This is a genomic window from Burkholderia sp. Nafp2/4-1b (assembly GCF_003635165.1).
GTDB lineage: Bacteria > Pseudomonadota > Gammaproteobacteria > Burkholderiales > Burkholderiaceae > Burkholderia.
Window position 1 is genome coordinate 34,664 of the sequence record NZ_ML058608.1, and the last position, 22,777, is coordinate 57,440.

Below are 22,777 nucleotides of genomic sequence, written 5' to 3' on the forward strand. Positions count from 1 at the left end.
GGCGCGACGCCATGTCAGCGGTCCTTGCCGCGCCCGAAGCGCTTCGCGGCTTCGCCCGCGAGCGCGTCGCGAAACCGCGCGCCGAACGTGCCGGGCTGGCCATCGGCCGAAGCGTTGCCGGTGCCGGCGGCGGTGTCGGTCGAAGCCGACGTCGGCATCGTGGCGGCTGCCGAGCCGGCCGGCAGCGTATGCAGCAGCCGCACGTTGCCGGGCGCGACGCCCAGCACGAGCCAGGTGTCGCCGATCTCGACGATCGTCGCGCTTTCCTTCGCGCCGAGCCCGACGCTCGATACGACCTTCAGCGGGCCGCCGCGCCGCGCGGGCTGGAACCCGAAGCGGCGCGCGAGCCACGCGCAGCCGAACACGAGGCCGATCACGACCGCGAGCCCGACCAGCGTCTGCAGCACCGCGCCGACGCCGAGCGACGGCGCGGCCGAGCCGACCATCACGCTCGACGCGATCGAACCCGCGTTGTTCACCGCGTTCATGTCGGCGGCGCCGGCCGGCGCGCATGCGAGCGACGCGGCGACGGCGACCCCCGCCGCTGCAGCGTTCGCGAGAACGTACGCGCGGCGGCCGGACTTCGCAACCTTCATCGATTCAGTTTCCGGATACGTTCGGCCGGCGTGATGATGTCGGTCAGCCGGATGCCGAACTTGTCGTTGACGACCACGACTTCGCCCTGCGCGATCAGGCAGCCGTTCACGAGCACGTCCATCGGCTCGCCGGCCATGCCGTCGAGCTCGACGACCGACCCCTGCGCGAGCTGCAGCAGGTTGCGGATCGCGATCTTCGTGCGGCCGAGCTCCACGGTCATCTTGACCGGGATGTCGAGAATCATCTCGATGTCGTTGTGCGTCGAACTGGCCGCGGCCTTCGACAGCGGCTGGAATACGCCGGCGCCGGTCGCGCCTGCCGGCACGGGCTGATGGTTCTGCTCGGCGAGCGCGGCGGCCCAGTCGTCCAGGCCCTGTTCTTCCTCGCCCGCGGCCGCGGCCGGTGCGGCCTGCACATCGGCGGCCGAAGCCGCGAGGGCCGCGTCGGCCATCGCCAGGATGTCGTCGTCGGGCGTCTGGTTCAGCTCACTCATATCCACCTTCCTTCATCGTGTCGCTCGCGCTGATCATCTTCTGCACGCGCAACGCATATTGACCATTGAAAATGCCGTAGCCGCACTCCATCACCGGCACGCCGTCGACCTTAGCGGTGATCGTGTCGTCGATCTCCAGCGGCAGTACGTCGCCCGTGCGCAGGTTGAGGATCTTCTCGAAGGTCGACGGGATCTCCGCGAGATCCGCCGTCAGCTCGACCTCGGCCGACTGCACCTGCTGCGACAGCACGCGCACCCAGCGGCGGTCGACTTCGAGCGCCTCGCCCTGGATCGGTGAGCTCAGCACGTCGCGGATCGGCTCGACCATCGAGTACGGCATGCAGATGTGCAGCGTGCCGCCCGTCGGCCCGAATTCGATCGAGAACTGCGTGACGATCACGATCTCGTTCGGCGTCGCGACGTTCGCGAACTGCGTGTGCATCTCGGAGCGCACGAATTCGAACTGCAGCGGCCGCACGCTCTTCCACGCGGTCGCGTAGTGCTCGAACACCAGGTTCAGCAGCTTGCCGATGATCCGCTGCTCGGTGGCCGTGAAGTCGCGGCCCTCGACGCGGGTATGGAAGCGCCCGTCGCCGCCGAACAGGTTGTCGACCACGAAGAACACGAGGTTCGGATCGAACACGAACAGCGACGTGCCGCGCAGCGGCTTCACGTGCACCAGGTTCAGGTTCGTCGGGATCGGCAGGTTTCGGGTGAACTCGCTGTACTTCTGCACCTTCACCTGGCTCACGGAGATTTCCGCCGTGCGCCGCATGAAGTTGAAGATGCCGATCCGCAACAGACGCGCGAAGCGGTCGTTGATGATCTCGAGGCCGGGCATCCGGCCGCGGACGATCCGCTCCTGCGTCGCGATGTTGTAGGGGCGGACGCCCGACGTGTCGCGCTGCTCGTCGACTGCGTCGGTTTCGCCCGTGACGCCCTTGAGGAGGGCATCGACCTCCTCCTGGGACATGAACTCCTGGTGGCCCATGCGCGCTCCTTGTCCGGCCGCGTTACTGGACGACGAATTCGGTAAACAGCACGTCGTCGACCTTCGCGCGCTGGTTGCCCGGCTGGGTCGGCTGTTCGATCAGCTCCCGCAGTTCCGTCGCGAGCGAACGCTTGCCGTTCGGCGTCGCGAGATCCTCGGGATGCTTGTTCGACAGCGCGAGCAGGATCCGGCTGCGGATTTCCGGCATGCGCGCGGTCAGCTGCTCCTGCGCCTTCGGGTCGGTGAGCTTCAGCGACAGGCCGACGCGCAGGTAGTGTTGCGCGCCGTCGTCCGACTGCAGGTTCACGGTCAGCGGGTCGAGCGGGAAGAACACCGGTGCGGCGAGCGGCGCCGGTTCGGCCGGCGCGCTCGCATGGCCGACGCCTGCCTTGCTCAGGAACACGTACATGCCGCCCGCGGCGGCGGCAGCCGCGCCCAGCGCGATGACGGCGATGAGCGCGATGCGCTTGAACTTGCCGGATGAAGCCGGCTTGTCGGCGGTCGGGTTTGCGGTCGTGGAGGCCATGTGAATGCGTGCGTGATGTCTCGTAGCATGCATTGTTCGGCATCCGGGCCGAGCCCAATGGGCGGAAAAGAGGGGGGAATTGCGGCTATCTCAGCCGATTGTCGGCCGGGTGTCGGCTCGATGCAGGGTACGAACGGCGGGAAAGCAGTCGGACGGGGCGCGGCGGGCGCGAGCCCGGGCCGGCGGGAAAGGCAGAAAGGGCAGGGAAGACAGGAACGGCGGGCGAGCGGCGCCCGCCCGTGCATCGTCAGATCGGCAGCAGCGACAGCAGCGGCGCGATCAGCACCATCGCGACGCCCGCGATCATCATCGTGAGGCTCGACACGACCCCTTCCTCGCTGCCGATCTCGCGCGCCTTCGCGGTGCCGACACCATGCGCGGCGGCGCCGAACAGCGCGCCGCGCGCGAGCCGCGTGCGCATCGGCACCAGCGCGAGCACGATCTCGCCGAGCAGCATCCCGCAGATGCCGGTCGCGATCACGAACAGCGCGGTGAGGTCCTTCGGCGCGTGGATCTTGTCGGACACGGCGAGCGCGAACGGGGTCGAGACCGAGCGCGTCATCAGCGAGCGCTGCAGCTCGGGCGACAGGTGGAGCAGCTTCGCGAGGAGCAGCGACCCGCACACGCCCGCCGCGATCCCGACCGCGACGCCCACCGACAGCGACAGCCAATGGCGGCGGATCAGGTCGCGATAGTCGTAGATCGGCACCGCGAACGCGATCGTCGCCGGGCCGAGCAGCCACATCAGCCAGCGCGTGTCGCGGAAGTAGACCGAATACGGGATGCCGGTCAGCAGCACGAGCAGCACCAGCACGCCCGGCACGAACACGAGCGGCGAGAACAGCAGCGTCTTCTTGTACGCGTAGAGCCGCTTCGACGCGAAATACAGCGCGACCGTCAGCACGAAGCAGCCGACGGAGATCGCGGTATTCACCTGATCGGGGGACAGGTTCGACAGCAGCGGCAACATCGCAGGCTCCGGCTCAGTGCGCGGACACGGTGGCAAGACGCGCGCGGCGGCGTTCGGCGAACACGCGCTGCGCAGCGAGCCGGCGCTCGAGCTTCGCGGCGAGGTCGACCGCGACGGCCACCGCGACCATCACGAACGCGGTGCCGGCGAGCATCACCAGTGCGATGCGCCAACCGTCCTCGCGGAACAGCCCGCCGTACTGGACGGCCGCGACGGCGGCCGGCACGAAGAACAGCAGCATGTCGGACAGCAGCCAGTTCGCGCCGTCCTTCACCCATGCCGGCGCGACGCGGCCGGAGAACAGCAGCGCGAGCAGCACCGCGAGCCCGATCACGCCGGACGGCACGGGCAGTCCGACCTTGCGCACGGCCCAGTCGACGCCCATCCACAGCACGCCGAGGGCGGTGGCCTGCAGCACGATCCGGCCGGTGCGCGCAACGTTGCCGGAGGCGGCGGGACGAGCGGCGGCGGCGGTGGTCGGCTTGGTCATGGCGGGCTCCATACGGATAGTGCTGTCAATGGCCCAAGTATAGGGTTTCCCCTAACCATAAATAAAATGACTTGTCTCTATCCTTGTCATTCCAATTCGGAATTCCGGTGCGCGTGGCCGCACCAAACTGGGGAGTGATCGATGGAATTGCGCGCGCTGCGGTACTTCGTCGAGGTGGTTCGTCAGCAGAGCTTCACCGCGGCCGCCGACCGCCTGTTCGTCACGCAGCCGACCATCAGCAAGATGGTGAAAGCGCTGGAGGACGAGATCGGCTCGCCGCTGTTGCTGCGCGACGGCCGGCAGATGGTGCTGACCGACGCGGGGCGGATCGTGTTCCAGCGCGGCCAGGACGTGCTCGCCGCGCAGGCGCAGCTGCAGTCCGAGCTGAAGGATCTCGGCACGCTCGGGCGCGGCGAGCTGACGATCGGCATTCCGCCGCTCGGCGGGTCGCTGTTCACGCCGATCATCGCCGCGTACAAGCAGCGCTATCCGAACATCGAGCTGAAGCTGTTCGAGCAGGGCGCGCGGATGATCGAGGCCGCGCTGATGTCGGGCGAGCTGGAACTCGGCGGGCTGCTGGAGCCGGTCGACCCTGACACCTTCGACCGGCTGCCGATGGTGCGCGCGCCGCTGTGGCTCGTCGCGCCGCGCGAGTCGCGCTGGGAGGAGCACGCGGCCGTGCCGCTCGCCGATCTCGCGCGCGAGTCGTTCGTGTTCTACGCGGAAAGCCTCGCGCTGCACGATGCGGTGCTCGACGCGTGCCGGCAGGCCGGCTTCACGCCGTCGATCGTGAGCCGCAGCGGCCAGTGGGACTTCATGGCCGCGCTGGTGCATGCGGGCGTCGGCATCGCGCTGCTGCCGGAGCCGTACTGCCGGCGGCTCGACACGCGGCAGTTCACGTGCCGGCCGATCGTCGAGCCGGAGATCACGTGGGCGATCGCGCTCGGCTGGCTGAAGAAGGGGTATCTGTCGCACGCGGCGCGGGCATGGCTCGACGTCGCGCGGGCGACGCTGCCGATCGCGTCGGGCGACGATCTGGCGTTCGGGGGATTGCGGGGGCGGGAGTGAGGCCGGGCTGAGACGTTCAGCATTTCACCGCTCCGCGAGCCTGGGTCGGCCAGCTTACCTCTTTATCGTCGTGGCGGACGCCGCATGGCCGGCATATCCGGAACCCGAACGCGGCGACCTTCAATGCCCCATCGCCGGCCCGGCACCCTTCTTCGGCTTCGTGATCCACACGAGCGCCGCGAGCGCGATGAACACGCCCGCCGACAGGTGGAAGAAGTCGTTGGTCGCCATCATGAAGCCCTGCTGCGTGACGAGCTGGTTCAACTGCGCGTTGGCCGTCTGACCGACGATCCCGAGCTGCGCGAGCGCGCCCTGGTAGTCGGTCGTGTTCTGCGCGTAGATGCTCACCGATTCCGACAGCCGTGCGTGGTGGTAGATCGCATCGTTCTCCCAGAACGTCGAGCTGGCCGCGGTGCCGATCGCGCCGGACAGCGTGCGCAGGAAGTTCGACAGCCCCGACGCGCTCGCGAGCCGGTCGTCGGAAATGCTCGACAGCGTGATCGTCGTCATCGGCACGAAGAAGCACGCGACGCCGATCCCCTGCACGAGCCGCGGCAGAATCACGTGGTTGAACGGCACGTCGAGCGTGAACGTCGAATTCCACACCGACACGCCCGCGAACACGATGAACGCGAAACTCGCGACCATCCGCAGGTCGAGCCGGTGCATGTTGCGCCCGATCAGCGGCGACAGCACCAGCGCGAGCAGCCCGACCGGCGCGGTCGCGAGGCCGGCCTTGCCGGCCGTGTAGCCCATCACCGTCTGCAGCCACAGCGGGAAGATCACGACCGAGCCGAAGAACGCCATGAAGCCGAACGAGATGATCAGCGCGCCGAGCGCGAAGTTGCGGTCCTTGAAGAGCGACAGATCGACCACCGGCTCCTTCTCGGTCGCCTCCCACACGAGCATGAACGCGAGCGACACGACCGCGATCAGCGCGAGCGCGACGATGAAGCTCGAGTTGAACCAGTCGCGGTCCTTGCCGAGGTCGAGCATCATCTGCAGGCACGACACGCCGATCACGAGCAGCGCGAGGCCGATCGCGTCGATCCGCTGTTTCGACGTCTTCGTTTCGCGGCCGCGCAGCAGGAAATACGCGCAGGCCGCCGAAAAGATGCCGATCGGCAGGTTGATGTAGAAGATCCACGGCCACGTGTAGTTGTCGCTGATCCAGCCGCCCAGCAACGGGCCGAAGATCGGCGCGACGATCACCGTCATCGCCCATAACCCGAGCGCGAGCCCGCGCTTCGCGGGCGGATAGCTGCGCATCAGGATCGTCTGCGACAGCGGCACCATCGGGCCCGACACCAGGCCCTGCAGCAGCCGGAACGCGATCAGGGTCTCGAAGTTCGACGCGAGGCCGCACAGCGCCGATGCGATCGTGAACGCGAGCACCGACAGCGTGAACAGGCGCACCTCCCCGACCCGCCGTGCAAGCCAGCCGGTCAGCGGCACCGCGATCGCGGACGCCACCGAATACGACGAGATCACCCACGTGCCTTCGCTGGTCGCGACGCCGAGGCTGCCCGAAATGGTCGGCACCGCGACGTTCGCGATCGACGTGTCGAGCACTTCCATGAAGGTGCCGAGTGCGAGCCCCACGGTGAGGAGCGCGAGCGCGCCGCCGGTGAGCGGCGCGGGTTGGGCGGCAGGTTGCGCGGCGGATGCCGTGGTGGCGGACATCGGAATCTCCTAGACGGCGCGCGCACGACGCGCCGGCGCGACGCACGGGCACACGCTACTGCGCGGCCCGGCCGGTTGGAACGGGGAGGGAGCGTAACGGAGCACGTGCCTCGTCATCTTCTGCCCAGACAGAGAAATAAGCGAATGTTTAACCTAGACATCGTGCCTCGCGTGCTCAGCAGTCGGGTTCGTCGGGTTTCGGGCAGCCGGCGTCGCCGGGCCCGTTCGCGATGAAGCGTTGCAGCAGGCCGGTGAGCGTGTCGAGTTCGTCGGCCGAGAAGCCGGCGAGTTGCGCGTTCAGCGCGGTCGCGATCAGCGACGGCAGCGCGCGGGCCGCCTCGGCGCCGCGTTCGGTCAGCGTCAGCTCGATCATCCGGCGGTCCTGCTCGCTGCGCGAGCGCGCGACGAGGCCCTTGCGCTCGAGGCGATCGAGCATCCGGGTCATCGAGCCGCTGTCGTACGACATCTTGCGCGACAACTCGAACGGCGTGCGCGCATAGCCGCGCGACAACAGCAGGATCACGCCGATCTGCTGCGCGGTGAGGTCGTACGGCTCGAGCGCGCGATCCATGCGCTCGACGAGCGCCTGCCGGGCCTTGGTCAGGTAGTAACCGAGGCTCGTTTCCAGTGCGATGGTATCGGGATCGTAGAGGCCGCCGTTCATGCGATTGCGCGCGCAGCAACAGTGCGTTTCAGGTTAAAACGCGCCCAGTATCTTGAAAAATGATTGCATAGTCAATATTATTTCAGTCAACCAGTTACGACGTGCATGTTGCACTGCCGGAGACGATGTTCTGACCGCTTAGCCCGCACTGCCGGGCCCCCGAGGATGTTCGCGATGCTGTTCCTGAAAAATGCCGCCGGCGCGCTGCGCCGCAACCTGACCGATACCGCTCATCATGTGTTCTCCGGGCCGCACCGCGGCTGGAAGATCGCGCTGTACGTGACGATGCTGGTGGTACCGGGCGGATCGCTCGCGGCGCTCGGCTTCGCATGGTTCGATCATCGCCGGCAGCGCAACGCGAAGGGTGCCGCCCGCCGCACGGGCCGGCCGGTGGCCACGGAGTCGTCGACATGGCGGTCCGCCGCCGAACCCGTTCCTGCTCCCATTCCGGTGCGCTGCCACTGAAGCCGCGCGGTTCCCGTCATTCCCACTGACAGACTGAGCGACCGACCGACGAGTACGCCCGCGGCCGGTCGTCGTTCGTCGCCTATACCGCGATTCATTCCTGTCGCGGCGGCAAGCGCGCCGTAACGACCGGTAACCCGGCCGGCCGCGCCGGTAACACATGCGTGCGGCCGCACGCCGTACCCTTAGGGCTGCGCGGCTGTCCCGCCGTCAGTTACCATTTGTCCGCCAGCGGCCCACGACCGCACCGCATGACCGCACCGCGCGACACCGCTCGCCGGCCGTCGCGCCCAGACAGGAACATCACGATGCCGTACGCCTCCCTCCCGCGCGCCCTTCGCCCGCTGAGCGCCGCCGTCGCCGTTGCGACCGCCGTGCTGCTCGCCGGCTGCGCCGTCGGGCCCGACTACCACCGGCCCGACACGTCGATCCCCGCCGCCTTCAAGGAAGCGCCGGCCGGCTGGAAGGTCGCGCAGCCGGCCGACCGTGCCGACCGCGGGCCGTGGTGGAGCGTCTACAACGATCCGCAGCTCGACGCGCTGATCGGCAAGCTGAACGCATCGAACCAGACCATCGCTCAATCGGCCGCCGCGTACCGGCAGGCCCGCGCGCTCGTCTCCGAGGCGCGTGCCGCGTATTTCCCGACCGTCGGGCTGACCGCGTCGGGCTCGCGCTCCCGTACGGGCCGCGCGTCCACGTCGTCGAGTTCGTCGAGCTTCGGCAGCAGTTCGTCGATCAGCAACAGCTACAGCGTCGGGCTCGATGCGAGCTGGGAGCCCGACCTGTGGGGCAAGGTGAGCCGCAGCGTCAGCGCGCAGCGCGCCGGCGAAGCGGCCGCCGCGGCCGATCTCGCGAACGCGCGGCTGTCGCAGCAGGCGCTGCTCGCGCAGACCTACTTCCAGCTGCGCACGTCCGATGCGCTGCAGAAGCTGCTCGACGATACGGTGAAGTCGTACGGCGAATCGCTGAAGCTCACGCAGAACCAGTACGCGCAGGGCGTCGCCGCGCGCGCGGACGTGATCCAGGCGCAAACGCAGCTGCAGAGCGCGCAGGCCGCGTCGATCGAAAACGGTGTCGCGCGCGCGCAGTACGAGCATGCGATCGCGACGCTGATCGGCGAACCGGCATCGACGTTCTCGCTGCCGCCGAACCCGCTCACGGCGGAGCCGCCGATCACGCCGGTCGACGTGCCGTCCGCGCTGCTCGAGCGCCGGCCCGACATCGCCGCGGCCGAGCGCCGCGCGGCGGCCGCGAACGAGCAGATCGGCGTCGCGATCGCCGCGTTCTTCCCGACCCTCACGCTGTCGGCCACCGGCGGCTTCCAGAGCTCGGTATGGTCGCAATTGTTCACGCTGCCCGCGCGCTTCTGGACGGTCGGCCCGCAGCTCGCCGCGACGCTGTTCGACGCCGGCCTGCGCGCCGCGCAGACCGACGCCGCGCGCGCGACCTACGATCAGGACGTCGCCGCGTACCGCCTCGCGGTGCTCACCGCGTTCCAGGACGTCGAAGACAACCTCGCGTCGCAGCGCATCCTCGCGCAGGAAATCGACGTGCAGCGGCAGGCCGTCGACAGCGCCGAGCACTCGCTCGCGATCGTCACGAACCAGTACAAGGCCGGCACCGTTGCCTACCTGAACGTGCTGACCGCGCAGACCACCGCGTTCACCGCGCAGCAGAAGCTGGCGACGATCGCGGGGCAGCGGATGACGTCGTCGGTCGGGCTCGTGAAGGCGCTCGGCGGCGGTTGGGATGCGGCGGACATGACGCGCGAGACGGGCGACGTGGCGGCGCCGGTGCCGGCGTCCGCGAGCAGCGCGGCGGCCACGCCGGTCGCCCAGAAATGAATATCGCGCTCGCTTGAACGACGGCCTGGCATATCAGCGAGCGAGAGAATCGAGAAAATGAATTCTTTCGTTCACGTCCTAAAAGCCGATAATCGAATTCGACAAATTCCATATAAAGTTTGATTTTTGTCGTCTCTCGATTATCTCAAAATAAAATCATTGAACTTATTAAGGGCGCAACTTACGAATTCACTGCATCGACACCATGATGCGAATTCACCCTTAACAAGGAAAACGAAAAAATGATTGCACATATCGGACAAAAATGCCCGCAGGGCGGCACGTGGCATCCTGTTGGAAATCCGAATGACACACGCGCCATCGGTATCAACAACATCATGCCGCCCACGCCGAACGGCGAAGCGTACTGGGTTCTGAAAACGGCGACTGGCGACAAGTAAGTTGCATGGGCCGGCTTTGCCGGCCCTTCGTTTCATTGTCCGGCGGCTTGATATCTGAATCGAAGTAAAGGCCGGCGTATTGCAACCGTGCTGGCGGCGATTTCAGTAAAAATCATTCCGGTAGCTCGCACATTTGTGTGCATGTGCAATGCATCTGCGCGCACTCAGCGCGTCGCGTCGCCGAAGATCAGCGACACCTGGTTGTTGCCGATCGGATGGCCGAGCAGGTTCAGCAACCCCGCGAGGTTCGCCTGCTGCTCGGGTGCCGCATGCGCGGTGCCGCGGAACGATCCCTGGCCGGGGCCGAAACTGCCGTGTCCGTCGAGGAACAGCGGGCCCTGCGTCGTCGACAGGTCGAGATCGGCGGCTGTCCCCTTCGCCTGCAGCACCGCACGGTACGACCCGAGCGGCTTCACGCGCGACACGCGCGAACTCATCGAATCGATCGTCACCGTGAGCTGGCCGAATGCGTTGTGGCCGAGCATCCGCCAGTCGGTCCAGCCGAGCCGCACGTCGCCCTGCAGGTCGAGCGTGTTGAACGGTGTGCCGAGCCCCGCGAGCAGCGACGCAGGCACGGCCATCGAGCCGGCCGACAGCACCGCGCTGCGCCACGTGGCGTCGAGCGTGACGGCGTCGGGCATCGCTTCCGTCTGCCGCATGCGCATCTGCACGCGCCCGGTCAGCAGCGGCCAGAAGCGCGTCGTCCATTCGACCCGGCCCGGCAGCAGCGTCGCCGCGCTCTGGTCCGCGCCCGGCGCGAGCATCAGCGTGCCCGAGCCGTGCCACAGCGAGCCGTCCGGATCGACGAGGTTCACGTGGCCGCCGGTCGCGCGCGCGAACTGCGGCGCGATCCACGCGGCCGGCGCGAGCGCGACGAGCGTCAGCGCCGTCGCGAGGCCGCCCGCCGCCACCCACGGCAATGCGGCGACGAGCCGCCTGATCCCTGGCCTCATCGGCCGACCGTCGCTGGTTTCATCCACTGCGTCATTTCTGCGTCGAGGGTTGCATCACGGCCGTCAGGTCGACCTGGCCGTCTTCCTTCAGCGCGGTCACGTGCGCTTCGCCGACCTGCACCTTGAACTGCCGGCGCGCGTCGTCGAGCCATTGCGTCCACACCGGGAACGGCACGTTCTTCATCTGGATCTGCACGCCGTTGCCGACCACCTGTGCCTGCGCGCCCTGCAGCCCGTGATCGGACAGCGATGCGGCGAGCGCATCCTTCAGCGCGAGGCCGGTGGGCGCGACGCCTTGCGCGGCGACCGTCAACGACTTCGCCTCATTGGCTTGCGCGGTCATCTGCGCGAGTTCCTGGCGCATCGTCGGCAGCTCGCGCCGGATCCGCGCGCGGCCTTCCTGCGCGGGCGACCACAGCACCGAGTACGCGATCGCGACAGCCAGCACGGTGCCGCCCCAGCCGAGCAGCGTGCGTTCGCGCGGCGTGCGCTCGCCCCAGAACTGGGCGAGCGTCTGGTTCAGTTGTTCCATGTTCATGAGCGGCTCCGGATCGTCCATTTGCCGGTGCTGCTGTCGACTTCGCCGGCCAGCCCGTTGCGCGCGAGACGCTGCGGGAAATCGGGGTCGACCTTGACCTCAGGCTTGAAGCCGACGTCGAGCCGCCGGTCGTGATAATCGAGCGATGCGATTCCGTTCAGCGGCAGCGCGCCCATCGAGCGCGACAGCCCGCTCGACAGCGCGAGGAAATCGTTCGGCGACAGCTCGCCCGCCGCGACGCGCAGCTGGTCGAGCTGGCGCTGCATCTGCGCGGGCGGATCGAGCACCGTCGTGGTCTTCGGGAACGCCGACAACAGGGTTTCGGTGATCTGCGCGGACAGCGCATCGCGCTCGCGCGACAGCTTCCACCAGTGCAGGTTCATCCCGATCACCGCGATGCCGAGCGTGGCGGCCACGAGTGCGATCGGCACACGCAGGCGCTTCACCGTCGCGCGATCGAAGCGCCACGGCTGCGATTCGAATTCGAACTGGCACAGATCGAAGCGTTCGGCGAGCGCACGCCGCGCGAACGCGTCGAACGACAGCGGTTGCGCGCCCGGCAGCAGCGGGGCGTCGGTGCGGCCGACCGATGCGAGGCGCGGCTCCGCACCCGGTTCGCCGAGTTCGTACAGTTCGACGTCGGCGCCGCCCGAGAGCGCGGCGAGCGTGCCGCCGGCGCGCGACGCGGGCGCCGCGAAGCCTTCGCCGAGCGCACCGCGCGCGATCGCGAGCTCGAGACGCGGCGCCCCGGCCGCGGCCGGCAGCGCGCCGGCCTCGACGAGCACCGGTTCGACCACGGTCGCGAGGCCGAGCACCGCGGCCACCGCGGTCGGGCGCGCGGGGGGTTCAGCCGCGTGCGCGATTGCGGCAGCTTGCGTGGCTTCAGCGTCGACCGGTGCATCCGGCGCCGCTTCGGCCGCCGCAGCGCGCGGCACGGGCAGGCAGCGCGTCGCCGGCACCGCGCTCAGGTGCCGGTGACCGGCCGCGGTGAATGCGTCACAGATCGTGCGGAACCACGCGCGATCGACGACGGCCAGCACGCGTCGGCCATCGGGCAGCGCGACCGGATCGAGCGCGATGTGGCAGCCGAGCGGATCCTGGATCAGCTGATCCTCGACGATGTTGGGCAGCGCCTGGCGCAGTTTCGGCCCCTTGAGCGGCGGCACGGTCGCGGCCAGCAGCAGCACGTCGCGCGCGGCGACGATCAGCAGCGTCGCGTTCGCGCGCGGCAGCAGCGTGAGCGCGGCACGGCCCGCGCGCTGCACCTGGCCGGCCTTGTCCACGAGCGTGAACGACAGCTCGGGCCACTGCCATTCCTGCAACGGCACGGCCGGCTCGCGCGGCGGCAAAGAAACAATCAGCGTGCTCAAGAGCTCCTCTCCCGGATGGCGTCGTTATAGCTGGTCGCGGATGCGCACGACCCGCGTCGAGTGCGTGGTCGGATCACGATACACGAGCGAGGTGCGATCGACCTCCGCGCGATCGTGCTGGATCCGGCCATGCACGATGAAGTAACTCGAATTGACGTCGACGAGGCTCGAGTCGATCGTCGCGTTCGGCGCGCCGGCACCGCGCAGCGCGAGCTGCACGTCGCCGACGTTGCGGAAGAACACGGTCTCGCGGCGCGACACGAGCGCCTGCGCGGACGACACGCTCATCCCCGGCACCAGCGCCGCGATCACCTCGGCTGGCGCGGTGTTCATGTTCACCGGCGTCGTGGTCGGCAGCACGGTGACGAACGGGCGCAGCCGCGCGACCATTTCGGGCGTCACGCCGTCGACGTCGAGCAGGCTGTCGACGCCCGACATCACGAGCGGGGCAGGCCCGCGGTCGCCGTCGGACATCCCCGGTTCGTCGGTGATGTTGCCGGTCATGTCGCCGCCGGCCACCGGCGCGGTCGCGGCCGTCCCGGCGCCGGGCAGCGTGGGGGTCTGGAAACGCGTCGCCGAGTGCATCAGGGCCGCGCGCGTCTGCAGCGCGATGCGCTTCGCGAACGCGCCGTCGTAGCCGAGCGTCGTCAGCAGCCGCTGGAACGCCTGGAGCTGCATCACGTTGAGCTGCAGCACGCCGGGCGCCGGCGACGACACGAGGTTGCGCAGGTTGTACTTCGCCTGCGCGTCCTCGATCGATCCGGAAATGTAGGTATCTTCGCCGCCGTTGTCGTTGGGCGTGCCGATCCGGCCGAGGAAGTCCGACAGCTTGGTCTTCGCGATCGGCACGGCCCAGATCCCGCCGAGATAAGTGATGCCCGGCGCGGTGTCGCCTTCGGAGCGCAGGATCATGCGCGTCCAGTCGAGTGCGCCGCGCCCAACCCACTGCGCCTGCGCGATCACGCGCTGGTTCTCGATCCGGCGAATCTGCACCTGCTGGCGCCACAGCATCCCCGACACGAGGATCGCCGACAGCGCGACGACGAGGAGCGCGGTGATGATCGCCGCGCCGCGCTCGCGACGGGCGCGGGCCGGCGCGCGGGCGACGATCCGGGAACGGTGAAAACGCGCGCGCATCGTCATTCCCCGACCAGGAAGATGCGCGTGACGGGCACGCGCAGCGACGTCGCGCCGATGCTGACCTGCAGCCCCGTCACCGCGCGCGCCGGCGGCGCGTTGCCGATCTGCGGCACCTTCAGCGCATCGTTGTTCTGCGACAGCGCGTCGTTGGCCGTCTGTAGGTTGGTGGTCCAGCCGACGCGCGGCACGTACAGCTTCGCGTCGATCGCGCCGACGCCGCCCATCAGCGCGACCCAGCTCCAGCCCTCGACGCTGCTGTCCTTCAGCGTGTCGCGCAGGCGGTTCGCATCGGCGAGCGGCGGCGACGCATAGCGCACGACGCGCCCGCCGGCGATCCGGTAGCGCACTACCTGCAGCCGCGGCGCGGCGCCCGGCACGTCGAGCTCGCGGACGATCTGCAGCGTATTGCCGGCGACGCCGATCGCCGGCTGGCCGGCTTCGTCGTCGGTCGCGGCGAGCCGCGCGTCGATGCGCATCTGGTCGAACATCTGCGCGAACACGCGCTCGTCTTCCATCGCGGACGCCACCTTGTCGCGGCCGCGCATGATCTGGTCGAGCCCGCGCCACGACAGGATCGCGACGACGGCGAGAATCGCGATCGCGATCATCAGCTCGATCAGCGTGAAGCCGCGCACACGGCGCGCGCCGTCGGAACCTGCGGGCCGGCGCCGCAGCGGCGCGTCAGAGCGGACGGCTGGTTTCATTCGCGACCACCGTCACCATTTGCGCGAGCACGCCGGCGTGCCCGGGCGTGCTCACCGATACCTGCACGCGCCGGAACACCGGGTTCGGCGTCGTGCTCACGCGCTGCGTGCAGACGAGCTGCACGTTACCTTGCGAACAATCGAAACTCTGCTCGCCGACCTCCGGCCACGCATGCGTGAGGCGCAGTTGCGCGAGCGTGTTGTCGGCGCTCCAGCCGGCGAGCAGCCGGCGATGGAGATCGGACGCGTTGGTCGCCATCGTGCCGACCGCGCGGATCGACGCGGCGAGCGCGACCGCGATGATCGCGAGCGCCACCAGCACCTCGATCATCGTGAAGCCTCGGGAAGAAGCCGCGAACGGCAGGCGACGACGCATCGTCATTGCACCTCGTAACGGCCGTTGCCCGTGCCGACGATCGTCGCACTGCCGACCGCCGAATGCAGCGTCACGCGCACCGGCGTGTCGATGCTTTCCGTGCCGAACACGACGCGGCTCGCGCGCGTGTCTGACCCCGGATAATCGATATCGGCGCCGGTCACGCCGCCGTCCCAGTCGCGCGGGCGCAGCAGGTCGTCGCGCAGCGGACGCCAGCCGTCGGGCGAACTCACGTCGAACCGGAAGCCGTGCGCGGTCGGCTGCCACGCGATCGGGCGCGCGCGCACCTGCGCTTCGTCGCCGGCGCTCTCGAACAGCAGCGCGACGCGCTGCGCCTCCTCGCGCAGGTCGGTGCGCGGGTTGCGCGTGAGCGACAGCGACGCGAGCGACACCAGCAAGCCCGCGATCACGAGCACGACCAGCATCTCGAGCAGCGTGAAGCCGCGTGCGCGAGCGGAGCGCAAGGGCGTGCGAAGGGCGCGCATGAATGAAGAACGGGGACGAACGTCGGGCCGGTCAGCGCACGCTTACTGCCACGAGCCGATGTCGGTGTCGCCGCCTTCGCCGCCTTCCTTGCCGTCGGCGCCGTAGCTGAACACGTCGATCTCGCCGTGCACGCCCGGGTTCAGGTACTTGTACCCGTTGCCCCACGGATCGTTCGGCAGGCGCTCGAGATAGCCGCCGTCCTTCCAGTTGTTCGGGATCGGATCGGTGGCCGGCTTCTGGATCAGCGCGTTCAGGCCCTGCTCCTGGGTCGGATAGCGGCCGTTGTCGAGCCGGTACAGCTTGAGCGCCTGCATGATCGTGCCGATGTCCTGCTTCGCGGCGATACGGCGCGCCTCGTCGGGACGGCTCATGATCTTCGGCACGATCAGTGCCGCCAGGATCCCGAGGATCGCGACCACCACCATGATCTCGATCAGCGTGAAACCGCGCTGACGGCGCACGGCCGCATTACGGCGAGTGATCCACGTTTGCATGACTGACTACCTCTTTCCAAAAAATGTCATCGATTGAGTGTCGCACCCTGCGAATCGCGGCATGCCTGCCTGACGACAAGCTTCCGATACCCCGGGCGCGGAGCACGCATTGTAAGGCGCGCACTGCCGAGGGCTTTCACCCAACGCAAATTTCATATTGATCCGTACAATAGCGCGCATGAACGCGCTCTCGATCCGGATCCTCTCCCTAGCCCTCTTCGCGGGTTTGTGCGCGACGGCCACCTACTGGGTCGTCACGCTGTCCGCCCGCGAAGCGCCGCTGCCCGCCGCCGCCGCGCGGCTGCCGATCCGCACCGAGGACGCCGCCGCGCTCTTCGGCGGACAGCTCGACAAGAATCCCGTGCAGGACATCCACCTGTTCGGCATTCTCGCGCTCGAACATGGCGGCGCCGCGATCGTCGGCATCGGCGGCGAACCGCCGCGCGCCGTGTCGCTCGGCGCGGAACTCACGTCCGGCGCGAAGCTCGCCGAAGTCCGCAGCCGCTCGATCATCGTCGACCGCAACGGCGCCCGCGCCGAAGTCCAGCTCCCCGCCAACACGCCGTCCCCGGCGATCTACATGCGCTGAACGGCGCGCCGGCCTGGGCGCCGCTCAGGCCGTCATCACTGCACCATGTTGTTCAGCTCGATGATCGGCAGCATCACGGCCAGCACGATCACGAGCACGATCCCGCCCATCGCCAGGATCAGCAGCGGCTCGAGCAGGCTCGTCAGGAACATCGTGCGCCGCTCCAGCTCGCGTGCCTCGCCTTCGGCCGCACGGTCGAGCATCGTCGTCACGTCGCCCGTCGCTTCGCCGGAACGGATCAGGTGCACGAGCACCGGCGGAAACGTCTTCACGTTGTTCAACGCGCGCGACAGCGCGGAGCCTTCGCGCACGCGGACGATCGCATCGTCGATGTTCGCGCGCATCGCGCGGTTCGACAGCGTCTCGCCGGCCGCCTGGAGCGCGCGCAGGATCGGCACGCCGGCCGCGGTAAGAATGCCGAGCGTGCTCGCGAAGCGCACCGTGTTGTAGCCGCGCACCAGCTTGCCCGCGAGCGGCGCGGTCAGCACCCAGCGGTCGAACGCGAGCCTCGGCCCGGCGCGCGACAGCGTCGCCTTCACGAACCACACGACGAGCGCGACCGCGATCAGGATCGCCCACCACCAGTGCCGCACGAAATCCGACAGCGCCATCATCACGATCGTCAGCAGCGGCAGCTGCTGCTTCGTGCTCGCGAACACGTTGACGACCTGCGGCACCACGTAGCTCAGCAGGAACGTGACGATGCCGAATGCGATCAGCGTGACGATGCCCGGATATGTGAATGCGAGCAGGATCTTCTGCTTCAGCGCGTTGCTCTGTTCGATGTAGTCGGCGAGGCGCGACAGCACGATCCCGAGCTTGCCGGTGTGCTCGCCGGCCGCGACGAGCGCGCGATAGATTTCGGGGAAATCACGCGGATGCTGGCCCAGCGCATTCGCGAGCGAATGGCCGCCGAGCACTTCCGCGCGGATCGCGGCCATCAGCTCGCGGATGTAGTCGCGTTCGGCCTGCTCGGTGAGCACGCCGAGCGCCTCGTCGAGCGGCAGCCCCGCGATCAGCAGGCTCGCGAGCTGGCGCGTGAGGATCGCCTGTTCGCGCTGCGACAGCTTGCGGCCGAACGCGAGGCGCTGCGAGCGTGCGCCTCGGCTCGCGCTCGCGGCCGGTTCGACGACGAGCGGCGTCAGCCCCTGCGTGCGCAGCTGGCCGCGCGCGGCACGCGCGCTGTCGGCGTCGATCACGCCTTTCTGCGCGCGCCCCGCCGAATCGATTGCTTCGAAACGGAATGCCGGCATCGCGCTATGCGCCTCCCGTCACGCGCAGCACTTCCTCGAGCGACGTCGCGCCGGCCGCGAGCCAGCGCTCGGCGTCGTCGCGCAGCGTGCGCATCCCTTGCGCGCGACCCGCGGCGAGAATCTCCGCATCGGCCGCGTTGCGGTGAATCAGCGAACGGATCGAATCGTCGATCACCAGCAGCTCGTACACGCCGCGCCGGCCCGCATAGCCGGATTGTCCGCACTTCGCGCAGCCGACCGGATGCCACACGGTACGGCCGTCTTCATGCCGTTCTTCCTTGCAGACCGGGCAGAGCTGGCGCACCAGACGCTGCGCGAGCACGCCGAGCAGCGACGACGCGAGCAGGTACGGCTCGACGCCCATGTCGGTCAGGCGCGTGACCGCGGACGCCGCGTCGTTCGTGTGCAGCGTCGCGAGCACGAGGTGACCCGTCAGCGATGCCTGCACCGCGATCTGCGCGGTTTCGAGGTCGCGGATTTCGCCGATCATGATCACGTCCGGGTCCTGGCGCAGGATCGAACGCAGCGCGCGGGCGAAGGTCATCCCGATCCGCTCGTTCACCTGCGTCTGGCCGATGCCGGACAGGTCGTATTCGATCGGATCCTCGACCGTCATGATGTTGGTTGTCGCCGTTTCGAGCCGCGACATCGACGCATACAGCGTGGTCGTCTTGCCCGAGCCGGTCGGCCCCGTCACCAAAACGATCCCGTGCGGGCGGGCGATCAGCTTGTCGAACTGGCCGAGCGTGTCGCGGCCCATCCCGAGCGCCTCGAGGTTCAGCCGCTGCGCATCCTTTTCCAGGAGACGCAGCACCGCGCGCTCGCCGTGCCCGGTCGGCAGCGTCGACACCCGCACGTCGACCGGCCGGCCGCCGACGCGCAGCGTGATGCGGCCGTCCTGCGGCAGGCGTTTCTCGGCGATATCGAGCTGCGCCATGATCTTGATCCGCGAGATCAGCGCGCCGTGCAGCGCCTTCTTCGGGCGCACGACGTCGCGCAGCGTGCCGTCGACGCGAAAGCGCACGACCGACGCGTTCTCGAACGGCTCGATGTGAATGTCCGACGCCTGCTCGCGCGCCGCTTGCGTGAGCAGCGCGTTGATCATCCGGATGATCGGCGCGTCGTCTTCCGATTCGAGCAGGTCCTCGACTTCGGGGATGTCCTGCATCAGCCGCGACAGGTCGACTTCGCCTTCGACCTCGCCGACGATCTGCGCCGCGCTGCCGTCCTGGCGCGCATACGCGTGGTTGATCGCCTGCGCGAGCTCGTCGGCCGGCACGCGATGCACGGAGATCGAACCGAAGTTGCGCGCGATTTCGGCGAGCGCCGCGTCGTTCGTGCGTTCGCTGATCCACACCTCGAGCGTGTCGTCGAGCTGATGCGCGATCAGCACCTGGCCGCTCTTCGCGAAGCCGTACGGCAGCAGCCGAGCGGCGAGCGGCGACGGCGGCTGCCGTTCGCCGGGCGCGCCGTCCGGGGTGGAAGAGGTCGGCACGTCGCTCACTGCGAGGCTCCCGGCGTCGCGGTCAGCGGTTGTTGCGGCACCGACTGCTGCGGCACGCTTTGCGGCTGCGCGGGCGTAGCCTCGGGTAGCGGCTGCGCCGGCACCGGCGCGACCTGGCGCTGCAACTGCTGGCGACGCATCTTGTCGAGATCGAACAGGTTGCCCGCGGCCGTGCCGCCCTGGCTCGGGCCGAGCGGCATCGGCGGCACGACCGGATCGTCCTTGTCGCGGATCACGTTGTTGTCCGACTTGTACGCACCCGTCACGCCCTGGATGTAGTCGTAGCGGTTGGACGTGACTGCCTGCGCGGTGCCGCGGTCGGAGATGATCACCGGACGCAGGAACACCATCAGGTTGGTCTTCGCGCGCACCTTCGATTCCGAACGGAACAGCTGGCCGATCCACGGGATGTCGCCGAGCAGCGGCACCTTGCTGTTCGACACCTGGTAGTTGTCCTGCATCAAGCCGCCGAGCACGATGATCTCGCCGTTGTCCGCGAGGATCGTCGACTGGATCGAGCGCTTCGTGAAGGTCGGGCCGGTCTGCGCGTTCGTGGTACCGCTGACGACCGCCGAATCCTCGGTATAGAGCTGCAGCTTCAGGATCCCGCCGTCGGTGATCTGCGGCTTCACGTGCAGCGTGAGGCCGACGTCGCGGCGGTCGTAGGTATTGAATGCGTTGCTCGTCGTGCCGCTCGTCAGGTTCGAATACGAGCCGGTCGCGATCGGCACGTTCTGGCCGACGACGATCTTCGCTTCCTCGTTGTCGAGCGTGATCAGGTTCGGCGTCGACAGCACGTTCGCGTCGCTCACGCCCGCGAAATACTGCAGCAGCGCGCCGAGGCCCTGCACGCCGAACATGTTGTGCAGCCAGCCGATGTTGAGGCCTGGGGTCAGCGTAGCCAGGTTGGCCGCCAGGCCGGCCCCGGTGGTGCCCGCCGAGCCCGTCGTCAGATTGACGATGCTGTTGCCCATACCCAGTTGGGGGCTCAGGTTCGTGCCGCCGAGGAACTGGCCGCTCGCCACCTGCCACTGGATCCCGAGGTTGCCCTGCGTCGTCGAGTTCAGCTCGACGATCAGCGCTTCGATATAGACCTGCGCACGCCGCGCATCGAGCTGGTCGATCACCGAGCGCAGGTTCCGGTAGACCGGATCGGGTGCGGTGATGATCAGCGAATTGGTCGCCGAGTCGGCCTGGATCATCCCGCCCGGCTGGTTGTCGTCGCCCTTGTCCTTGTCGCCGCCGAGCAGGCCGCCGCTGCCGATGCCGCCGCCGCCCGACGCGCCGCTCCCGTAGGACGACGAAGAAGAGGAGCCGCCGAGGCCGCCGGACGGCAGCGGCGGGGTGCCGGACGTGCCGGTCGAGAAGTTGCCGCTCGATGACGAGCCGCCGCTCTGGTTGAAGCTGTTCGCATCGTTGGACGACGCCGACGAGCCGCTTTCGTTGCCGCCCTTGCCGAGCATCCCGCGCAGTGTTTTCGCGAGCTTCACCGCGTCCGCGTTCTTCAGCGGCACGACATGCATGTTGCCGGGCACCGCGCTCGGTGCGTCGAGCTGCTGCGCGAGGCGCTTCGCGGCGGCCAGGCGCGCGCCGCTCGACGCGCGCAGCATCAGCGAGTTGGTGCGCGGATCGGCCGTGACCGACACCTTCAGCGTCGCATCGCTGTTGCCGACCGCGCCCGGGTCGAGCATCTTCTGCATCTGCGCCGCGAGGTCGATCGCATTCGCGTTGCGCAGCGGCACGACCTGCACCTGCGCGCCCGCGGCGCTGTCGACGCCGGCGATGATCTGTGCGATGCGGCGCACGTTGTCCGCGTAGTCGGTCACGACGATCGTGTTGTTCGCCGGGTAGGCGGTCACCGTGTTGTTCGGCGAGATCAGCGGCCGCAGCACCGGCAGCAGGTTGTTCGCCGATTCGTTGTGCAGCTCGAACACCTGCGTGATGACCTGGTCGCCGCGCGCCTGCGGCGCATTGCCGACGTAGGTCGGCACGCCCTGCAGCTTCGCGTCGGCTTCCGGCACGACCTTCAGCACTCCGTGATCCTGCACGAGCGCGAAGCCCTGCATCCGCAGCGCCGACTGCAGCGTCTTCAGCGCCTGGCTTTCAGGCACCGGGCGTTCGGCCACGAGATTGAGCTGCCCCTTCACGCGGGGGTCGACGATGATGGTCTTGCCGGTCGCGGCGCCGATCGCCTTGGCGACCTGGTCGATATCCGCGTTCACGAAATTGAGCGTGACCTGAGCGTAGGCTGCCTGCGAGACGATGATGCCGGCGACGATCAGGGTCGTGGCGACGCGCCGCATAACGAAGCGATTTCTTGTCATGGATGATTGGGTCGATGCCGGCTCAGGCCACTTCCGGCGGTAGTGCTGGGATCCAGGTCCTAAAGGGGCGACATTAGCAGTTTTTCATGTCCGAAATATCACATTGATCCGAGGACTGTCTCACATACGACATCTATCCGGAGCGCTGTAGGCAACATGTAATATTTCGGCACCGCATCGGCATTTCGGCCATCGCCGTCGTTTTGCGATGAATCGACACGGAAATGCGGTATAAACGGGCTGCCGCCTTTCGTATGTGGCCCCGTGACGGACTGCCGTTATGATACGGGCGGCGCGTTCGCAGTCGTACGCGTAACGGCCACGGGTTTTCCCGATCTTTGCGTCATTTCCTTTCGTTTTCGCCCCATGAACAGACGGTTCGCTCCGATCGCGTTGATCGCCGCCGGCGTGTGGTTCGCCTGCGGAAACGCTCGCGCGGATTGTTTCGACGAGGCGGCCCGCTATCAGAAGGTGAATCCGCTGATCCTACGCGCGATCGCATGGCAGGAGTCGCACAACCGCCCCGACGCGCTGAACAAGAATACGAACGGCTCGGTCGACTACGGCCTGATGCAGATCAATTCGATCCACCTGCCGACGCTGTCGCGCTACGGCATCGGCCGCGACACGCTGATGGAGCCGTGCAAGAACGTCTATATCGCCGCGTGGCACCTGCGCCAGAAGATGAATCGCTACGGCAACACCTGGCAGGCCGTCGGCGCCTATCATTCGGAAACGCCGTCGCTGCGCGACAAGTACGCGCGGCAGATCGCCGGGATCCTGTCGCAGTGGAAGCTGCTGCCGCCCGCGCAGTAACCCCGCGCCGCTCGGCCGGCGCGCGTTTGATGCACAAT

At 68.2% G+C, this 22,777-nt stretch carries 25 protein-coding genes; 6 read left to right on the forward strand and 19 right to left on the reverse strand.

Annotation, left to right across the window (positions count from 1 at the left end):
• Window positions 1–14 precede the first annotated feature (14 nt).
• The 6 genes from fliO to C7H84_RS18430 all read right to left on the reverse strand — a co-directional run bounded on the left by fliO (window position 15) and on the right by C7H84_RS18430 (window position 4,067).
• A complete protein-coding gene (fliO, locus tag C7H84_RS18405) occupies window positions 15–596 on the reverse strand; it encodes a flagellar biosynthetic protein FliO (protein ID WP_121860128.1) in 582 nt (193 codons plus the stop codon).
• Complete coding sequence (gene fliN / locus C7H84_RS18410) at window positions 593–1,090, reverse strand: flagellar motor switch protein FliN (protein ID WP_121860129.1); 498 nt, start codon at window positions 1,088–1,090, stop codon at window positions 593–595. The genes fliO and fliN overlap by 4 nt, the downstream gene beginning before the upstream one ends.
• On the reverse strand, window positions 1,083–2,081 hold the full coding sequence (fliM, locus tag C7H84_RS18415) for a flagellar motor switch protein FliM (protein WP_121860130.1): 999 nt from the start codon (window positions 2,079–2,081) through the stop codon (window positions 1,083–1,085). Before fliM ends, fliN begins: the two co-directional genes overlap by 8 nt.
• A gap of 22 nt (window positions 2,082–2,103) precedes the next feature.
• The gene (gene fliL, locus C7H84_RS18420; RefSeq protein WP_121860131.1) at window positions 2,104–2,640 is read right to left on the reverse strand and encodes a flagellar basal body-associated protein FliL; all 537 of its coding nucleotides are present in this window, start codon (window positions 2,638–2,640) and stop codon (window positions 2,104–2,106) included.
• A 214-nt stretch (window positions 2,641–2,854) separates the two neighbouring features.
• Window positions 2,855–3,577, reverse strand: a complete 723-nt coding sequence (locus C7H84_RS18425; protein WP_121860132.1) for an LrgB family protein — start codon at window positions 3,575–3,577, stop codon at window positions 2,855–2,857.
• A gap of 13 nt (window positions 3,578–3,590) precedes the next feature.
• A complete protein-coding gene (locus C7H84_RS18430; RefSeq protein WP_121860133.1) occupies window positions 3,591–4,067 on the reverse strand; it encodes a CidA/LrgA family protein in 477 nt (158 codons plus the stop codon).
• A gap of 141 nt (window positions 4,068–4,208) precedes the next feature.
• Between C7H84_RS18430 and C7H84_RS18435 the strand changes: the two genes are divergently transcribed.
• On the forward strand, window positions 4,209–5,135 hold the full coding sequence (locus C7H84_RS18435) for a LysR family transcriptional regulator (protein ID WP_121860134.1): 927 nt from the start codon (window positions 4,209–4,211) through the stop codon (window positions 5,133–5,135).
• A 120-nt stretch (window positions 5,136–5,255) separates the two neighbouring features.
• On the opposite strand, the gene C7H84_RS18440 is transcribed toward C7H84_RS18435, so the two are convergent.
• Window positions 5,256–6,818 (reverse strand): DHA2 family efflux MFS transporter permease subunit, encoded by a 1,563-nt coding sequence (locus tag C7H84_RS18440; RefSeq protein WP_121860135.1) that lies wholly within the window; start codon window positions 6,816–6,818, stop codon window positions 5,256–5,258.
• A gap of 175 nt (window positions 6,819–6,993) precedes the next feature.
• Window positions 6,994–7,482: a MarR family transcriptional regulator gene (locus C7H84_RS18445; RefSeq protein ID WP_121860136.1), complete on the reverse strand. Its 489-nt coding sequence runs from the start codon at window positions 7,480–7,482 to the stop codon at window positions 6,994–6,996.
• A gap of 174 nt (window positions 7,483–7,656) precedes the next feature.
• On the opposite strand from C7H84_RS18445, the gene C7H84_RS18450 reads away from it, so the two are divergent.
• The 3 genes from C7H84_RS18450 (at window position 7,657) to C7H84_RS36445 (ending at window position 10,192) form a co-directional block, all read left to right on the forward strand.
• Window positions 7,657–7,947, forward strand: a complete 291-nt coding sequence (locus tag C7H84_RS18450) for a multidrug ABC transporter ATPase (protein WP_121860361.1) — start codon at window positions 7,657–7,659, stop codon at window positions 7,945–7,947.
• Between the two features lie 308 nt (window positions 7,948–8,255).
• A complete protein-coding gene (locus C7H84_RS18455) occupies window positions 8,256–9,791 on the forward strand; it encodes an efflux transporter outer membrane subunit (protein ID WP_121860137.1) in 1,536 nt (511 codons plus the stop codon).
• A 242-nt stretch (window positions 9,792–10,033) separates the two neighbouring features.
• On the forward strand, window positions 10,034–10,192 hold the full coding sequence (locus tag C7H84_RS36445) for a hypothetical protein (protein ID WP_162999311.1): 159 nt from the start codon (window positions 10,034–10,036) through the stop codon (window positions 10,190–10,192).
• Window positions 10,193–10,356: 164 nt separating this feature from the next.
• Here the strand turns inward: C7H84_RS36445 and C7H84_RS18460 are convergent, their stop codons facing one another.
• From C7H84_RS18460 to gspG, 8 genes are read right to left on the reverse strand one after another with little or no spacing between them, the layout of a single operon-like run.
• Window positions 10,357–11,145: a type II secretion system protein N gene (locus tag C7H84_RS18460; protein WP_121860138.1), complete on the reverse strand. Its 789-nt coding sequence runs from the start codon at window positions 11,143–11,145 to the stop codon at window positions 10,357–10,359.
• 31 nt (window positions 11,146–11,176) lie between these two features.
• Window positions 11,177–11,683, reverse strand: coding sequence for a type II secretion system protein M (locus tag C7H84_RS18465; protein WP_121860362.1), 507 nt, complete (start codon window positions 11,681–11,683; stop codon window positions 11,177–11,179).
• Window positions 11,680–13,053 carry a type II secretion system protein GspL gene (gspL, locus tag C7H84_RS18470; protein ID WP_121860139.1) on the reverse strand — a complete coding sequence of 458 codons (1,374 nt, stop codon included), beginning with the start codon at window positions 13,051–13,053 and terminating at the stop codon, window positions 11,680–11,682. Before gspL ends, C7H84_RS18465 begins: the two co-directional genes overlap by 4 nt.
• A 24-nt stretch (window positions 13,054–13,077) precedes the next feature.
• Window positions 13,078–14,190, reverse strand: coding sequence for a type II secretion system minor pseudopilin GspK (gene gspK, locus C7H84_RS18475; protein ID WP_121860363.1), 1,113 nt, complete (start codon window positions 14,188–14,190; stop codon window positions 13,078–13,080).
• Window positions 14,191–14,192: 2 nt separating this feature from the next.
• A complete protein-coding gene (locus C7H84_RS18480) occupies window positions 14,193–14,897 on the reverse strand; it encodes a prepilin-type N-terminal cleavage/methylation domain-containing protein (RefSeq protein ID WP_121860140.1) in 705 nt (234 codons plus the stop codon).
• On the reverse strand, window positions 14,875–15,273 hold the full coding sequence (gene gspI, locus C7H84_RS18485) for a type II secretion system minor pseudopilin GspI (protein WP_121860364.1): 399 nt from the start codon (window positions 15,271–15,273) through the stop codon (window positions 14,875–14,877). The genes C7H84_RS18480 and gspI overlap by 23 nt, the downstream gene beginning before the upstream one ends.
• Before the next feature lie 2 nt (window positions 15,274–15,275).
• Window positions 15,276–15,758 (reverse strand): GspH/FimT family pseudopilin, encoded by a 483-nt coding sequence (locus tag C7H84_RS18490; protein ID WP_121860141.1) that lies wholly within the window; start codon window positions 15,756–15,758, stop codon window positions 15,276–15,278.
• A 42-nt stretch (window positions 15,759–15,800) separates the two neighbouring features.
• On the reverse strand, window positions 15,801–16,253 hold the full coding sequence (gene gspG, locus C7H84_RS18495) for a type II secretion system major pseudopilin GspG (protein ID WP_121860142.1): 453 nt from the start codon (window positions 16,251–16,253) through the stop codon (window positions 15,801–15,803).
• 178 nt (window positions 16,254–16,431) lie between these two features.
• On the opposite strand from gspG, the gene C7H84_RS18500 reads away from it, so the two are divergent.
• Window positions 16,432–16,842 (forward strand): general secretion pathway protein GspC, encoded by a 411-nt coding sequence (locus tag C7H84_RS18500; RefSeq protein ID WP_121860143.1) that lies wholly within the window; start codon window positions 16,432–16,434, stop codon window positions 16,840–16,842.
• 35 nt (window positions 16,843–16,877) lie between these two features.
• On the opposite strand, the gene gspF is transcribed toward C7H84_RS18500, so the two are convergent.
• From gspF to gspD, 3 genes are read right to left on the reverse strand one after another with little or no spacing between them, the layout of a single operon-like run.
• A complete protein-coding gene (gene gspF, locus C7H84_RS18505; RefSeq protein ID WP_121860144.1) occupies window positions 16,878–18,095 on the reverse strand; it encodes a type II secretion system inner membrane protein GspF in 1,218 nt (405 codons plus the stop codon).
• A gap of 4 nt (window positions 18,096–18,099) precedes the next feature.
• Window positions 18,100–19,599, reverse strand: a complete 1,500-nt coding sequence (gene gspE / locus C7H84_RS18510; RefSeq protein ID WP_121860145.1) for a type II secretion system ATPase GspE — start codon at window positions 19,597–19,599, stop codon at window positions 18,100–18,102.
• On the reverse strand, window positions 19,596–21,923 hold the full coding sequence (gene gspD / locus C7H84_RS18515) for a type II secretion system secretin GspD (RefSeq protein ID WP_121860146.1): 2,328 nt from the start codon (window positions 21,921–21,923) through the stop codon (window positions 19,596–19,598). The genes gspE and gspD overlap by 4 nt, the downstream gene beginning before the upstream one ends.
• Window positions 21,924–22,289: 366 nt before the next feature.
• Between gspD and C7H84_RS18520 the strand changes: the two genes are divergently transcribed.
• Window positions 22,290–22,739: a lytic transglycosylase domain-containing protein gene (locus tag C7H84_RS18520; RefSeq protein WP_121860147.1), complete on the forward strand. Its 450-nt coding sequence runs from the start codon at window positions 22,290–22,292 to the stop codon at window positions 22,737–22,739.
• Window positions 22,740–22,777: the final 38 nt, after the last annotated feature.